Source organism: Nocardiopsis synnemataformans, assembly GCF_965343085.1.
GTDB lineage: Bacteria > Actinomycetota > Actinomycetes > Streptosporangiales > Streptosporangiaceae > Nocardiopsis > Nocardiopsis alborubida.
Map to the genome: position 1 here is coordinate 143535 of NZ_CBDRFA010000006.1, position 14455 is coordinate 157989.

General features: G+C 75.1%; 10 protein-coding genes. 4 read left to right on the top strand and 6 right to left on the bottom strand.

Annotated elements, in window-relative coordinates; translation table 11 throughout:
• Positions 1–80 precede the first annotated feature (80 nt).
• On the bottom strand, positions 81–3503 hold the full coding sequence (locus ACSIH6_RS05045; RefSeq protein ID WP_435107027.1) for an ATP-binding protein: 3423 nt from the start codon (positions 3501–3503) through the stop codon (positions 81–83).
• A 160-nt stretch (positions 3504–3663) separates the two neighbouring features.
• Here ACSIH6_RS05045 and ACSIH6_RS05050 point away from each other — a divergent pair, with 160 nt between their 5' ends.
• Entirely contained in the window at positions 3664–4542 is an 879-nt protein-coding gene (locus ACSIH6_RS05050; RefSeq protein WP_435107028.1) for an alpha/beta fold hydrolase, read from the top strand.
• Between the two features lie 654 nt (positions 4543–5196).
• Positions 5197–6909, top strand: a complete 1713-nt coding sequence (locus ACSIH6_RS05055) for a serine/threonine-protein kinase (RefSeq protein ID WP_435107029.1) — start codon at positions 5197–5199, stop codon at positions 6907–6909.
• 115 nt (positions 6910–7024) lie between these two features.
• On the opposite strand, the gene ACSIH6_RS05060 is transcribed toward ACSIH6_RS05055, so the two are convergent.
• From ACSIH6_RS05060 to ACSIH6_RS05075, 4 genes are read right to left on the bottom strand one after another with little or no spacing between them, the layout of a single operon-like run.
• Positions 7025–7669: a response regulator gene (locus ACSIH6_RS05060; protein WP_435107030.1), complete on the bottom strand. Its 645-nt coding sequence runs from the start codon at positions 7667–7669 to the stop codon at positions 7025–7027.
• Positions 7650–8915, bottom strand: a complete 1266-nt coding sequence (locus ACSIH6_RS05065) for a sensor histidine kinase (RefSeq protein WP_435107031.1) — start codon at positions 8913–8915, stop codon at positions 7650–7652. The genes ACSIH6_RS05060 and ACSIH6_RS05065 overlap by 20 nt, the downstream gene beginning before the upstream one ends.
• Positions 8916–8961: 46 nt before the next feature.
• Entirely contained in the window at positions 8962–9828 is an 867-nt protein-coding gene (locus ACSIH6_RS05070) for an ABC transporter permease (protein ID WP_435107032.1), read from the bottom strand.
• Positions 9825–10742, bottom strand: a complete 918-nt coding sequence (locus ACSIH6_RS05075; protein ID WP_435107033.1) for an ABC transporter ATP-binding protein — start codon at positions 10740–10742, stop codon at positions 9825–9827. The genes ACSIH6_RS05070 and ACSIH6_RS05075 overlap by 4 nt, the downstream gene beginning before the upstream one ends.
• 236 nt (positions 10743–10978) lie before the next feature.
• Between ACSIH6_RS05075 and ACSIH6_RS05080 the strand changes: the two genes are divergently transcribed.
• A complete protein-coding gene (locus tag ACSIH6_RS05080; protein WP_435107034.1) occupies positions 10979–11986 on the top strand; it encodes an exonuclease domain-containing protein in 1008 nt (335 codons plus the stop codon).
• Between the two features lie 111 nt (positions 11987–12097).
• On the opposite strand, the gene ACSIH6_RS05085 is transcribed toward ACSIH6_RS05080, so the two are convergent.
• A complete protein-coding gene (locus tag ACSIH6_RS05085; RefSeq protein WP_435107035.1) occupies positions 12098–13246 on the bottom strand; it encodes a baeRF2 domain-containing protein in 1149 nt (382 codons plus the stop codon).
• 279 nt (positions 13247–13525) lie between these two features.
• Here ACSIH6_RS05085 and ACSIH6_RS05090 point away from each other — a divergent pair, with 279 nt between their 5' ends.
• On the top strand, positions 13526–14398 hold the full coding sequence (locus ACSIH6_RS05090) for a helix-turn-helix domain-containing protein (protein WP_435107066.1): 873 nt from the start codon (positions 13526–13528) through the stop codon (positions 14396–14398).
• Positions 14399–14455 lie beyond the last annotated feature (57 nt).

The following is a 14455-nucleotide window of genomic DNA, read 5'->3' on the forward strand; positions in this document are numbered from 1 at the left end:
ACGCCACGGACACGCGAACGCAGCGGGCCCTGCCAGAACCCGCGTCGGGCCGTCCGACCGATCGCTGACGAGGGCCCTGCTCAGCCCAGGTCGGCCAGGGCCGCCCGGGCCGCGGCCGTCCAGCGCGGCGCCCCGGCCCTGGCGGCCACGCGCAGGGCCAACCGGTAGTGCTCCGCGGCCCGCTCCCGGCGTCCGAGTACGCGGTCGAGGTCACCGAGCTGGTGCGCGACCGGTCCCAGGGTCAGCAGGCCGCTGCCCGCGCCGGCCAACTCCCCGGCGGCGGGTGAGAGCAGGCGGTGGGCGCGCTCCATCGCGGGGCGGTCGCCGACGGCGGTGGCGGCCCGGGCGGCCAGACAGGTCAAAGCCTCCCTGAGCAGGCCGGGCGGTGCGTCAGGCGGCGGGAGCGCGGAATCAGGGGAGGCCAGGGCGTCCGCCCAGGGAGCGTAGGGGCCCCAGTCCTGGCGCGGGTCCACCGGTGCGGGTTCGGCGTCCTGAAGGCGCAGGCACAGCAGCGCCAGGGGCAGGACGCCCTGCTCCACCCCCGGCATGCCGGTGTCGGCGAGCCGTACGCTCGCGGCCCGGTAGGCGGCCTCGGCCTCCTCGGCGGACCCCCGCACGGCCGTGCGCAGCGCCTCGTACCACCGGGTGAACACCCCCACCAGCGGAATCCCGTGGCGCGAGCCCAGCCGGTCGGCGCTGACCGCGTGGGCGTCGGCGGCGCCGAAGTCGGCGAGCGCGGAGTACGCCTGGACCAGGACGAGGTGGCCGAGCACCTCGAAGGTCACCAGGCCGTGCCGGGAAGCCAGATCGACCAGCTCCGCACCGATCTCCACGCGGCGCGGGGCCCGCCCGGCGCCCTGGAAGGACTGCATGAAGCGGGCGTTGAGCGCCAGGCACAGCAGAGCCGGGTCGCCGAGCCCGCGGGCGGTCTCCTCGGCCTGGCGGGCAGCGTCCGGGCCCCGGACGGTGGCGGCGCCGCGCAGTTCCAGGGCCAGGGCGCACAGAAGGCGGGCCCGCTGCTCCCGGCGGTCCTCGGGCAGAGCGGCCAGGGTGCGCTCGGCTGCTCCGGCGACCTGGCGGGCCAGCGCCTCGTCGTCGTTGCGCGGCCACAGGGCGGGCACGTCGAAGGCGGTGATGACCTGTGCCGTCAGCTCCACGTCGCCCAGTTCCTCGGCCGCGGCGACCGCCCGGGCGCGGTGGCGGCGGGCCTCCTCCAGACGGCCGGTGACGGCCAGCGCCCGCACCATGCCCGTGACCGCCTCCAGGCGTTCACGGACCCGCTCCTGACCGGAGCGGTCGTGGGCGGCGACGGCCTCCCGCCACAGCCGGGCCGCCTCGTGCGGAGCGAAGCGCTCCTCTGCCCGCAGCGCGGCGGCGCGCGCGTGGTGTGCGGCCCGGGCGGCCGTGGCGCGGGTGCCCGCACGACCGAAGTGGTGGGCGAGCACGTCGGCCCGGTCGGGGTGCAGCGCCTCGACGGCCTCGGCCACCGCCGTGTGCCAGTGCGCCCGGCGCGGTCGGGAGAGGTCCTGGTAGAGGGTGTCGCGCACCAGCACGTGCGCGAAACGCAGGCCGGGGGCGCCGTCGGGCTCGTCCGGTTCCGCGCGGTCGGTGAGGAAGCCCGCCTCCAGCGCCTCGTCCAGGGCGTCGAGCAGGGCGTCCCCGCCCGGGGACAGGGCCGACAGGACGTCGGGGTCGATGTCGCGGCCGATCACGGCGGCCTGCCGCAGCAGGGTCTGGGCCCCGGGCGTCAGGGAGCCCAGGCGGTGGCGGATGACGTCGCGCACTCCGGCGGGGACCGCGTCGAGTGCGGTGCCGTCCCCGTCGGACAGCAGTCGGGCCAGCTCACGGACGAAGAAGGGGTTGCCGCCGCTGCGCCGGTGGACGGTACGCAGGGCCCGCCCGCCGACGTCGTGGCCGACCAGGGCCCGGACGAGTGCGTCGGTCGCGTCCTCGCTCAGCCCGCCCAGGTAGGCACGGGCCGGTTCGCCGGGGGCGAGCCGGGCCAGGGCCGCGGTCAGCGCGGGGAGGACCTCGCCGGTCCGGTAGGTCCCCACGAGCAGCACCGGACCGGGGAGCGGTTCGGCGGCCAGGAAGGTGAACAGTTCCAGGGTCTCCTCCGCCGCCCGGTGCAGGTCGTCGAAGACCAGGAGGACGGGGCCGCGCCGCGAGGCCGAGGCGAGGAGGCGGGCGGCCTGGCGCAGGACGCCGAACCGGGTCGCCGCGGGGTCCGGGGTGGTACCTCCGGGCGCTGCGGGGTCTGTCCCCGTGGAGTTCGGGGCGCTGGGCCCGGTGGGACCTGTGACGGGTGTTGAGACAGCGGTGTCGTCGTCCCGGCCAAGGCCAGTGGTGCCCTCATGGACCGCGGTGTGCGTGGTGCCCGTGGTGTCCCGGTCGGTGTCCGCGGTCGCCGCCAGCACGGCGGCGATCTGCGTCCAGGGCCAGGCGGCGGGCGCACCCTCGTGCTCGGGACCGCGCCCCCAGGCCGTGGTCCACCCGCGCCCGGCCAGCCGCCGCGCGAGCTCCTCGGCCAGGGCCGACTTGCCCGCCCCGGCGTCACCGGAGACCAGCGCGACCCGGGCCGGAGCGTGCGGCGCGGCGGAGGCGGCGGCACCCTCCAGCAGCTCCAACTCCCGGTTTCGGCCCACGAGGGGCCGCCGGACGCGTTCGGGCGCGGCCTCTGCCCGCGACGGAACCGCGGTGACGGTCGCACGCGGGGTGAGGTGGGGCGCCTGGGCCAGGACGTCGGCCTCCAGCCGCCGCAGCTCGGGGCCGGGATCCACCCCCAACTCGTCCGCCAGGGTCCGGCGGGCCCGGCGCAGCGCGGCCAGCGCGTCGCCCTGACGGCCCGAGCGGTACAGGGCCAGCGCCCACTGCCGCCAGGCGTTCTCGCGCAGGGGGTGGGCCAGGGCGTGCGCCTCCAGGGCGGACACGGCGTCGCCCGCCCGCCCCAGCGCCAGGAGCGCCTCGGCGTGCCGCTCCACCGCCAGCAGCCGCAGCCCCTCCAGCCGGTCGGCCTCGGCGCGCGCCCAGGGGTAGGCGGTGAACTCGGCGTAGGCGGGTCCCCGCCACAGCGCCAGCGTCCCCTCCAGATCGTCCAGCGCCTCTCCGGGCCGGTCCTCGGCGAGCAGCGCGCCGCCACGGGTCACGGCCGCGCCGAAGCGGCGGGCGTCGACCGCCTCGGGGCGGGTCCGCAGCGCGTAGCCCGGTGGCGCGGTCACCAGCAGCCGGGCGGGCCGCCGCGCGGGCCGGTCCGGCTCCAGGGACCGGCGCAGCGCGGAGACGAAGGTGCGCACCGCCGCCACGGAGCCCTCGGTGGGCGCCTCCCACAGGTCGTCCACGAGGCGGTCGACGGGCACGGCACGGCCCTCGGCGACCAGGAGCCGGGCCAGGACCGCGCGGTGCCGCGGCCCCTTGAGGGCGAGCGGCCCGTGCGCGCCGACGGCCTCCAGGGGGCCCAGCACGCGGAAGAACACCGCCGTCGCCTCCGTCGCCTCCCCCGTCATGGCAGCAAACCTATCCGGCCGTCCGCACCGGCCGGGGCCGCCGACGCCCCTGCTCAGCCGTTGCTCATCGGCTGCTCATCAGCGCCCGGCAGGCTCGTGGACGACCGAGTTCCCCGGCGACCGCCGGGGATCCGACTTCGACCCACCGGAGGACACCACCGTGGAACCGAGGATCCAGGGATTCGACTACCAGCGCGTGCCCGTCGCCGAGGGCGTGGCGCTCAACGCCGCCGTCGGCGGGTCGGGCAGCCCCCTCGTGCTGCTGCACGGCTTTCCCCAGACCCACCTGATGTGGCGCCACGTCGCGGCCGACCTGGCCGCCGACCACACCGTCATCTGCCCGGACCTGCGCGGCTACGGCGACAGCGACAAACCCGCCGACACCGACGGGAACGCCTACGCCAAGCGCACGATGGCCGCCGACGTCGTCGCCCTGGCCCGCGCCCTGGGCCACGAACGCTTCGCCCTGGCGGGCCACGACCGGGGCGCCCTGGTCGCGATCCGCGCCGGGCTGGACCACCCCGACGCCGTCACCCACCTGGCCTCACTCGACGTGCTGCCGACCCTGGACATGTGGGAGGTGATGCGCGGGGCCTCGGCCGCGGTGGGCTTCCACCTGTACCTCATGGCACAGCCGCCCGGCCTGCCCGAGCAGCTGATCGGCGCCAGCCCGGACGCGTTCTTCGGGCACTTCCTGGACATCTGGACGCGCGACCCCGAGGCGATCCCCGCCGAGGTGCGCGCCGCCTATCTGAGAGCCTCCCGCGAGGCCGTGACCTCGATCGTGGCCGACTACCGGGCCTCGGCCGGGATCGACGTCGAGCACGACGAGGCCGACCGCGCGGCCGGTCGGCGCCTGGCCATGCCGGTGTCGGTGCTCCAGCAGGACTGGGGTGCGGCGCTGGGCTACGACGCCGCCGCGGTGTGGCGGGCCTGGGCACCCGACCTGCACCACAGCACGGTGACCTGCGGTCACTTCATGGCCGAGGAGGCCCCGGCCGAGGTGGTCGGAGCGCTGCGCGACCTCCTGGCGCGGTAGGCGGGTCACGGGGCGGCGACGCGCGTCTGGGTGCTACACCGCGGCCCGCGGAGCCAGCGACCCGGGGGGAGGGAAACCACTCGGCGCGGTCGCGCGCGGTGTACATGCTCCAGTAGTGCTCGGCGAGGTCGTCGGGGAAGGCGACCGCCTCGACGCCCTCGATGCCGAGTTCTTCGACGAGGGCGTCGAGGCGGTCCTTGCGGCGGGCCACCAGGGCGACCCGGAAACCCTCGCGCCCGACGCCTGGCGCCGCGGACTCGCCTTCGTGCTCGACGGACTGCGCGCGGACGCCGCAAGGGGTCCGCAATGGGGCCGCCTCCCGGAGCCCCGCTGCCCCCGCTGCCCCCGCAACAGGTGTACGACGTCATGGGCAGGCTCACCGGCACGCCCTGAGCGGGGCGCGAGCGGGAGGTGCTGGAGCGCAAACCCGCCGACCTGGGCTGACCGTTCCACTCCCCCGGAGAGCGCCGCGCCACGGCCTCCCCGACTCCGGTCCTCCGACGGACCGGGCTGACCAGGGGCGGCGCTCCGGCGGGGTCGGAGCACCGTCGTACCTCAGTACCATGGTCGCTCGGCGCGCATGGAGAACCCGCTGTCCCTGCGGGCTTTTCGACGTCCACGGGGCCGCGACGGCCCGCACCGCAAGGGAGTCCGATGGGGGCCGAGCCGCACCGCGCACTGCGTGGCCGTTACCAGCTGCTGGCCGAGATCGGCCGGGGCGGAATGGGCCGGGTCTGGCGGGCCCACGACACCGAGCTCAACCGCACCGTCGCGGTCAAGGAGATCCTCCTGGGCCCGGGCCTGGACGACCACGAGCGCGACCGGATGGCCGCCAGGGCCCGGCGCGAGGCGCAGGCCACCGCGATGGGCGGACACCCCAACATCGTCACCGTGCACGACATCGTCCAGGACGACGGCCGCCCGTGGATCGTCATGGAGTTCCTCAGCGGGCGCTCCCTGCACGCGCTGGTCCGCCAGGAGGGCCCGCGCGGCGCCCGTGTGACCGCCCAGTGGGGACTCGCTCTGCTCAGCGCGCTGACCACCGCGCACGGGCAGGGGATCACGCACCGCGACGTCAAACCTGAGAACGTCATGGTCACCGACACCGGACGGGTGGTGCTCACCGACTTCGGCATCGCCACCATCGCCGACACCTCCTCCGTCACCCAGACGGCCGGGGTGATGGGCTCCCCCGCCTACCTGGCCCCCGAGCGGCTGGCGATGAGCCCGGCGACCCCTGCGAGCGACCTGTGGTCGCTGGGCGCGACCCTGTACCACGCGGCCACCGGCACCTCCCCCTTCCGCCGCGAGGGCATCCCCGCGACGCTGCACGCCGTGACCTCCGAGGAGCCGCCCGACGTCCTGGGGCGGGGTCCGCTGGCCCAGGCGGTGCGGGGCCTGCTGGTGAAGGACCCGGCCGGGCGGATCGACGCCGACCGCTGCCGGGCGCTGCTGACCGCGGAGGGGGGCACCGCCGCCGCGGCCTTCACGGCGCCCTCGGCCACGACCGTGTCCGTGCCGACTCGGCCGGGAACCGCTCCCACACGCGAGGTCCTCCCGGGGCCGGTGCCCGTGCGGCCCGGGATCCCGGGGCCGGTTCCGCGGGCCCCCGCGGCGCTCCCGCCCCAGACGACGGTCACGACGGCGCCGGGGCCGCAGCGGGGCGGGCGGCTGTCCTGGCCGATGGTGGTGCTCACCCTGGGCCTGGCCTCGCTGGTGGCGGTGGCGGCGCTGGTGGTGGTGCTCGACCCGTGGGGCTCCGACACCAGTGTCGCGGCCTCCGGGGCGGGGACCGGGGACTCGGGCTCCGAGGAGCCCTCCGACCCCGGCGCCGGCGAGCAGGAGACCGGGGACAGGGACGAGGAGAGCGCCACCGAGGAGACCGGCGCGCCCCAGGAGGGCGGCGCCGACGGCGACCCCGTGCCCGGGACGACCTGGACCGAGGACCCCGAGGGCTTCGGCCTGCGGACCCCTGAGGGCTGGATCCGCCGGGTGGACGGCAGCAGCGTCTTCTACGAGTCCCCCGCCGACGCCAGCTACCTCCAGATCGACATGGCCCAGCACCCCACCGACGACGAGTACCAGCACGTCCTGGACCAGGAGCAGGGCGTGTACGACTCGGGGCGGCTGCCGGGCTACGAGCGGGTGCGGATCGCGGACGTCACCGGTGACACCGGCTTCCACTCGGCCGCCGAGTGGGAGTTCACCTGGCAGGACGAGGCCGGCGAGACGCGCCGCGTGCTGACCCGCAACATCGCGGCGGCGCCCGGGGTGTACTACACGCTGGCCTGGGCCTCCACCGACGCCTCGTGGGCCGCCCAGGACGCCCAGCGCACCGCCGCCCTGGAGTCCTTCGTTCCGGCCTGACCCCGCTCCGGTCCGAACCGCTCCGGCCTGACCCGCACCGCCGCCCTCGTCCGCGCCGCCGTCCGGGGGACCAGCGCCGTGGCGCCGGGCGGTGTGTCCCGCGCCACGGCCGCGTTCAGCTGTCCAGGTAGCGCAGCACCGCCAGCACCCGGCGGCTGTAGCCGGAGGTGTACCCCAGCCCCAGCTTGTCGAAGATCGCGTTGACGTGCTTCTCCACCGCGCTCAGCGACACGTACAGCCGCTCGGCGATCGAGGCGTTGCTCAGCCCCTGCGCCATGTGCTCCAGGACGTCGCGCTCGCGCGGGGTGAGCCGGGACAGCGGGTCGGTGTGGGTGGTGCGCGCCAGCAGCTGGCGCACCACCTCCGGATCGAAGGCCGCCCCGCCCTCGCGCACCCGCTCCAGGGCCTCCAGGAACTCCCCCACCTCCGACACCCGGTCCTTGAGCAGGTAGCCGACCCTGCCCGAGGCCCCGGCCAGCAGTTCGGCGGCGTAGCGCTGCTCCACGTACTGCGACAGCACGAGCACCGCGACCCCCTCGTGCTCGGCGCGGATGCGCAGCGCCGCCCGCAGCCCCTCGTCGGTGTGGGTGGGCGGCATCCGCACGTCCACCACGGCGGCGTCGGGCGCGTGCTCGGCGACCGCGGTCATCAGCGCGTCGGCGTCGCCGACCGCCGCCGCCACCTCGTGCCCTTCCTCCTCCAACAACCGCACCAGGCCCTCCCTGAGCAGGACCGAGTCGTCAGCGATCACCAGGCGCATGGGGGCTCCGTATCGTGGTCAGGGGCAGCACGGCGCGTACCGTGGTCGGGCCGCCCCGGGGACTGTGTACCGCCAGTGTGCCGTCCAGGGCCCGCACCCGCCTGGCCAGGCCGGTCAGTCCGCCGCCCTCGGGGTCGGCGCCGCCGCGCCCGTCGTCGAGCACCCGCAGGTCCAGGGCGCCGTCGGCGTCGTCCAGGTGCACGATCACCGCCTCGGCCCCGGCGTGCTTGACGGCGTTGGTGATGGCCTCGCGCGCCACGAAGTACACCGCCGTGGCCAGTTCGCGGGGCGGCGGGGATGACAGGTTCGCGCGCACCTCCACCGGCAGCGGGCTGCGTTCGGCCACCTCGGTCAGTGCCGACTCCAGGCCCAGGGTGTCCAGAGCGGTGGGATAGACCCGCCAGGCCACCTCCCGCAGCTCGTCCAGCAGAACCCGCGTCTCGGTGTGCGCCTGGCGGACCAGCCGTGCCGCGCGTTCGGGGTCGTGGCCGCGCTGGACCCGCCCCAGCAGCATGGCCAGCGCCACCACGCGCTGCTGGACCCCGTCGTGCAGGTCGCGTTCGATGCGCCGCCGCTCCTCGTCCACCGCCCGCACGATGCCCGACCGGGTGGAGGTCAGCTCGTCGATGCGCCGGTGCAGCAGGTCCTCGTCGCTGGGGCCCACCAGGCGACGGGCCAGGGCGCGGTCGGCGGCCGAGGCCAGCGCCACCACCAGCCACGTCGCCGCCAGGACGAGCAGACCCATGAGCAGGCCCATGTTGACGCTGGAGACGTACATCCTCGCACCGGGCACCAGCACGGGAATGTTGGTGCCGCTTCCGGTGAACAGCTCCAGTGCGGCCCCGCCGGCGAAGACCGCCACCAGCAGCAGCGCCGTGGGCACCAGGTAGCCGCACACCAGCGCCACCGGAAGGCGCAGCAGCAGATAGGCCACGCGCGGAGCGGCTTCGGGCCCCGGGTGGACGGTGCCGGCCCCTGTCCACCGGGCCAGGCGTGCCAGGTCCGCGTCGCCCAGGCGCACCGCCCACCGGGTCACCGCGCCCCGGAAACGGTGCCGGGCCGGAGGGGTCAGGAGCGGGGCGAACACCAGCGCCACGGCCGCCGCGAGGACCCAGACCAGCGTGAGCACGGCTGTGCACAGTCCCAACAGGGTGCCCGCCAGCTCGCGTCCGGCCCGTGCCAGCGGCGCGGCCGCCGCCCGCGCCCAGGCGTGGGGGCCGCCCCCGGCCCCGGCCCACTCGGGCATCCGCCACTCCCCCCCTCTTCCTGTCCGACCGTCCGTACCCGCCGCTTCACGCGTCCCGGAGCCGGAGCACCAGGGCACCCGCCGCCAGGCTCGCCGCGGTCCAGCACACGAGCACCGCGCCGCCCGCGGCGGGCGTGAGCGCGTGGTCGAACCGCCCGATCACGAAGGCGCTGTCCACGAACGAGATCCCGGCGAGGAACGGCATGCGTCCGGCGAGGTAGACGCCCACCTCACTGCCCAGCAGCAACAACATCACCGGCAGGCCCAGAATCAGCATGAACACCGTGGTCAGCGCCGCCGCGGCCGACCGCAGCGCGGCACCGACCCCCACGGTGAGCACGGCCACGGCGGTCAGGTACACGGCCATGCGTACCACGTCCGCGGCGGCCTGCCCCGGGTCCAGGGTGCCGTACCCCTCCAGGTAGGGGTGCCGCATCACCAGGTGCGCCAGAAGCGTACCGGCGGTGGCCATCACGAGGGCGGCCGCGAACACGGTGGCGGCCACGGACAGGGCCTTCGCCGCGAGCACGCGTGTCCGCACCGGGACCGCCTGGAGGGTGGGGTGGATGGAGCGGGAGGAGTACTCGGAGGTGATGGCCGGCAGCGCCACGGCGATGACGGCGAACTGCACGACCCACATGGTGGCGTAGGCCGCCATCTCCGAGGCCGGGACCTCGGCGGTCGGCACGTGCCCGTTCTGCATGTTGCTGACGGTCGAGAGCGCCGCGCCCGGCGCCACCAGGGCCATCAGCAGCAGGGCTGCGGCCAGGCCCCACCAGGTGGAGCGCACCGAGCGGAGCTTGACCCACTCGGCGGAGGCGGCCGCCGCCAGGTCGGACAGGGCTCGCGCCGGGCCCGGGGCTCGGTCGGCGGCGGGGGTCGGGGGTGCCCCGGTCTCGGTGGAGGTCGTCACGGTCGGCTCCTGTTCGCGGTGGTGTACTGCACGCTGTCGGCGGTCAGCTCCCGGTAGGCCTGTTCCAGGGACGCGTCGCGCGTGCTCAGCCGGTGCAGGGCCACCCCCGCCCGGTGGGCCAGTTCCCCGACGCGTTCGACGGGCACGCCGGTGACCACCAGTTCACCCGGGCCGGTGCGCTCCACCCCGGCCCCCTCCGCCTCCAACGCGGTGACAAGGTCCTCCGGGTGGGGCGCGCGCACCAGCACGGCCGTCCACGCGCTGTTGCCCAGCACCTCGGCCAGGGGCGCGTCGGTGATGAGCCGACCCCGACCGAGTACCACCAGGTGGTCGGCGGTCAGTTGCATCTCGCTCATCAGGTGGCTGGAGACGAACACGGTGCGCCCCTCGTCCGCCAGGGAGCGCATCAGGTCGCGGATCCAGCGCACGCCGTCGGGGTCCAGACCGTTGACGGGCTCGTCGAACAGCAGCAGGCCCGGGTCGCCCAGCAGGGCGGCGGCGATGCCCAGGCGCTGGCTCATGCCCAGGGAGAAGGCCCCCGCGCGCCTGCGCGCCACCTCGGCCAGCCCCACGGCCTCCAGGACCTCGTCCACGCGGCGGTCGGGGATGCGGTGGGTGCGGGCCAGCCCCAGCAGGTGGGAGCGGGCGCTGCGTCCGGGGTGCACGGCGCGGGCGTCCAGGACGGCGCCCACGTGGTGCAGGGGCCGCTCCAGCTTCCGGTAGGGACGGCCCCCGACCAGAGCATGTCCGGCGGTGGGCCGGTCCAGGCCCAGCACCATCCGCATCGTCGTGGTCTTGCCCGCGCCGTTGGGACCCAGGAAGCCGGTCACCCGGCCCGGGCGCACCTCCAGGTCCAGCGAGTCCACGGCGAGGGTCTCCCCGTAGCGCTTGGTCAGTCCCCGCAGGGTGATCATGTGCTGTCCTCGTCTCGTCGTTCGTGCGGCGTGACCACGCTAGGAACCGGGGCCCCGGCCGGGCCATGGGGCGGACCGCCAGGTCGGGTGCGGTGTGCGCCCTGGCAGGGGTGGGGTTTTCCTCAGGGTGGGGGCGGGGACGAGCCGTCGGCGCCGGGTCGGTGGGGCCGTTTCGTCCCCGAGGGCGCCCGGTCCCGGATAGCCTCGGTCCGTTCCCCGTTTTCAGGAGGTGCGCGGTGTCCCGGACCTGGACCGCGATCGACTTCGAGACCGCCAACCACGACCGCGGCAGCGCGTGCGCGGTCGGCCTGGTGCGGGTGCGCGACGGCGCGGTCGTGGACCGGTACACCACGCTGATCCGGCCGCCGAGGCAGGTGGACTTCTTCTCCCGTCACAACATCGCCGTGCACGGCATCACCGCGGCCGACGTCGCCGACGCCCCCTCCTGGGAACAGGTGCACGCGCGCATCGTGGAGTTCGCCGACGGCAGCCCCCTGGTGGCGCACAACGCCGCCTTCGACATGGGGGTGCTGCGCCAGGCCTGCGGGCACACCGGACTGTCCCACCCGGCGTGGGAGTACGCGTGCACGCTGGCGCTGTCCCGGCGCACCTGGGGCGGGCTGCCCGACCACAAGCTGCCGACCGTGTGCGCCCACATCGGGTACCGGGTGACGCACCACCACCGCGCCGACGCCGACGCCGAGGCCGCCGCGCGCATCGTGATCGCCGCCATGGAGCGCTACGGCGCCCCGTCACTGGCCGACCTGGCCCGCGCCGCGCGGATGGACCTGCGCCGGGTGGAGGCCTCGGCCGGGAGCGCGGTGTCCGCCCCGGTCCCGGCCGCCGCCGTGCCCGCGCCCGCCCTGTTCGCCGTGCCTGCCGTTGCGCCCGCCGCGCCCGAGGACCGGTTCGGCCGGTGGCAGCGCGACGCCCAGACGCCGCTGCCCGAGCCCTCTCCGGACGCGGACCCCACCGGGCCGCTGTACGGGCGCACCGTGTGCGTCTCCGGGGACCTGGAGTCCATGGACAAGCCCGAGGTGTGGCGGCGCGTGGCCGAGGCGGGCGGGCGGCCCGCCAAGAACGTCACCAAGAAGACCGACGTGCTCGTCCTCGGGGGCCACGGCGGCCCCGGCAAGACCGCCAAGCACCTGCGGGCCGAGACCTATCGCGCGCGCGGCCAGCGCATCGACCTGGTCACCGAGGCCGAACTGCTGGCCCTGCTGGGGATGACCACCCACCTCTGACCGGCGCGCGCTTCCCGCTTCCGCACCGGAAAAAGAGGACCGGCCCCGCCGGTACCGCGCACGGGGCCGCCCGCGCCCCGAGACGGACGCGGGCGGCCCCGTGGCGGTCGGTCAGCCCCTCTCGTTCGGCGACGTGGGAAAGCGCAGGATCGCGCCGTTCTCCGCACTGGTGTGACCGTGGTCGAGTACCTCGCCGAAACCGGCGTCGGCCGCCATCGCCGAACGCAGCATCAGCGCGCTGGCCGGGGCCCGGAACGCCGAGTCGGGGTCGTCCAGGTCCGCCGGGTCCTTCGACACCAGCACCGGCTCGCCGGGCGAGCCCCACAGCTCGGGTTCGCCGTCGCGGTCGGCGCCCAGCAGCAGGGTGCGCACCCGCGCCTCCGACAGCATCGGCAGGGTGGGCTCGGTTCCGCGCACCGCCTGGTCGTTGGCGAGCTTCTGGTGGTAGTCGGCGATGATGTCGTCGTGGCCGTCGATGACGAAGTCGCGCAGCGCCTCCGCCGCGGCCTCGTGCAGGCGCTCCTCGGCGTCGGGGCCGCCCCGCCCGCCGGGCACCAGCCTGATCGGGATGCTCAGCTTGCGCTCGCCCAGGTTGTCGCGCAGGTAGGCGATGGCCTCCTCGTCACCGCCGACGAAGATGATCCCGGCGTCCACCTCGGCGACGGCCTCGCGCACCTGCTGGGCGATCCGGGCGGTGTTCTCCCGCCAGGTCTCCATGGGGTAGTGCTTGCCGTCGAAGCGGCCGTTGTACCCGCTCAGGACGCCGGGCCCGCCGCGGCCCATCGGGTCGATGTTGCGCAGGTCGGCGCCGGCGAAGTCCTTCTCGGAGGCCGGTCCGCTGGAGGGATGGCCGGTGTAGGAGAACACCTTGGCGTTGACCCGGTCCAGCGCCACCAGGACGTAGGGCAGGTAGCGCCCCCGGTCGACGACCACGGGAAGGGGATCGGGAACCGGCATGCGCAGGACGCGGCTCTGCGCGGGCGGTTCGGAGAGCGTGTACGCGCCGAGCAGACGTCCCTCGGAGGCGAACAGGGAGTGGCCGTGGTTGCCGAAGGCCCGGGAGGAGCCGTCCCTGACCGCCTGTTCCAACACGTCGAGGGTGGCCTTGTCGGTGCCCAGCGAGGAGAGCTCGTCCCGCAGGTGGCGCCAGCGCAGTTCGAGTTCCTTGCCGGCGTCGGTCCTGTCGCGGCTGGTGTCCAGGTGCACCGAGGCGACCGGAGCGTCGCTCTCGTACAGAGGTCGCAGAAAACCCAGGTCCATGTGTCCGCGGGGCGTGTGTCCCCGCCCCGCCCACCTCCTTCTCGGGGTCGGTCTGCGGGCCATCCTCGGGCCCATGATGCTTGCTTCGGGGCACGCCACGTCGGCGCAGACGCGCTTCTTGCCCAAGGATTTCCTGTCCTTGGACGGGCCCCTACCCGAAGGACCGGAAGACATGAGTGAACAGGCATGGGTGAACGCACAGGAGAGGGTCCCCAACTGTCGGGTGCGGAGGGGACGCGCCTCCCTAGCGTGGGTGACGCCAAGAAGGAGGAGGGCACCATGCTGGACCGGCTCAACCGGGCCTTGGAGAAGGTCGAGGAGGACACCGGAACGCCGGTGGACGTGGCGGAGATGGCGCGGATCGCGCTCACCTCCGAGCACCACCTGCGTCGCCTGTTCTCGGTACTGGCGGGGATGCCCCTGTCAGAGTACGTGCGCCGGCGCAGGCTCACCCTCGCGGGGGCCGAGGTGCTCGGGGGCGGCGAGAGCCTGCTCGACATCGCGGTGCGCCACGGTTACGGGTCGGCCGAGGCCTTCGCCCGGGCGTTTCGCGCCATGCACGGCGTGGGGCCGGGCGAGGCCCGCAGGACCGGCGCGGTGCTCGCCTCCCAACCGCGGATGTCCTTCCGCCTGACCGTAGAAGGGAGCACCACCATGCGCTACCGGATCGTGGACAAGGAGGCCTTCCGCCTCGTGGGTCCCAAGGCACGGATACCGATCATCCACGAGGGCCGCAACCACGTCATGGAGGAGTTCGTCAGGAACCTGGACAAGGAGGTTCGAGCGCGCGTCGCGGAGCTTTCCGACCAGGAACCACGCGGTGTCCTGGGTGTCACCGCCGCCCTGTCCCCCGATCGTGGGGAGGGAAGTCAGATCGACTACTACGAGGCCGCGGCGACCTCCGCGCAGGGCGCGGAGGGCATGGAGACACTGGAGGTGCCGAGCGGTACCTGGGTGGTCTTTCCGAAGTCGGTGCCCGTGGCGGAGTGCCCCGAGGGGTTGCAGCACATGTGGGCGGACGCCTTCGGCCAGTGGTTCCCCGCCAACACGGCCTACCGGGCCACCGAGGGGCCGGAGATCCTGCGGGTCTCCTACACCGAGGACGGCGCCACCGCCGAGGCCGAACTGTGGCTGCCCGTCGAGCGCGTCTGAGCGCCACGCGGTCCCGTGCCCACGGCGCGGGGCCGCTGACCGCCGGTGTCCGCGGGC

Bases quoted from the DNA above. Each gene is read 5' to 3' on its own strand.
- ACSIH6_RS05045 (WP_435107027.1), bottom strand. From the start codon at position 3,503: ATGACGGGGGAGGCGACGGAGGCGACGGCGGTGTTCTTCCGCGTGCTG.
- ACSIH6_RS05055 (WP_435107029.1), top strand. From the start codon at position 5,197: ATGGGGGCCGAGCCGCACCGCGCACTGCGTGGCCGTTACCAGCTGCTG.
- ACSIH6_RS05060 (WP_435107030.1), bottom strand. From the start codon at position 7,669: ATGCGCCTGGTGATCGCTGACGACTCGGTCCTGCTCAGGGAGGGCCTG.
- ACSIH6_RS05065 (WP_435107031.1), bottom strand. From the start codon at position 8,915: ATGCCCGAGTGGGCCGGGGCCGGGGGCGGCCCCCACGCCTGGGCGCGG.
- ACSIH6_RS05075 (WP_435107033.1), bottom strand. From the start codon at position 10,742: ATGATCACCCTGCGGGGACTGACCAAGCGCTACGGGGAGACCCTCGCC.
- ACSIH6_RS05085 (WP_435107035.1), bottom strand. From the start codon at position 13,246: ATGGACCTGGGTTTTCTGCGACCTCTGTACGAGAGCGACGCTCCGGTC.
- ACSIH6_RS05090 (WP_435107066.1), top strand. From the start codon at position 13,526: ATGCTGGACCGGCTCAACCGGGCCTTGGAGAAGGTCGAGGAGGACACC.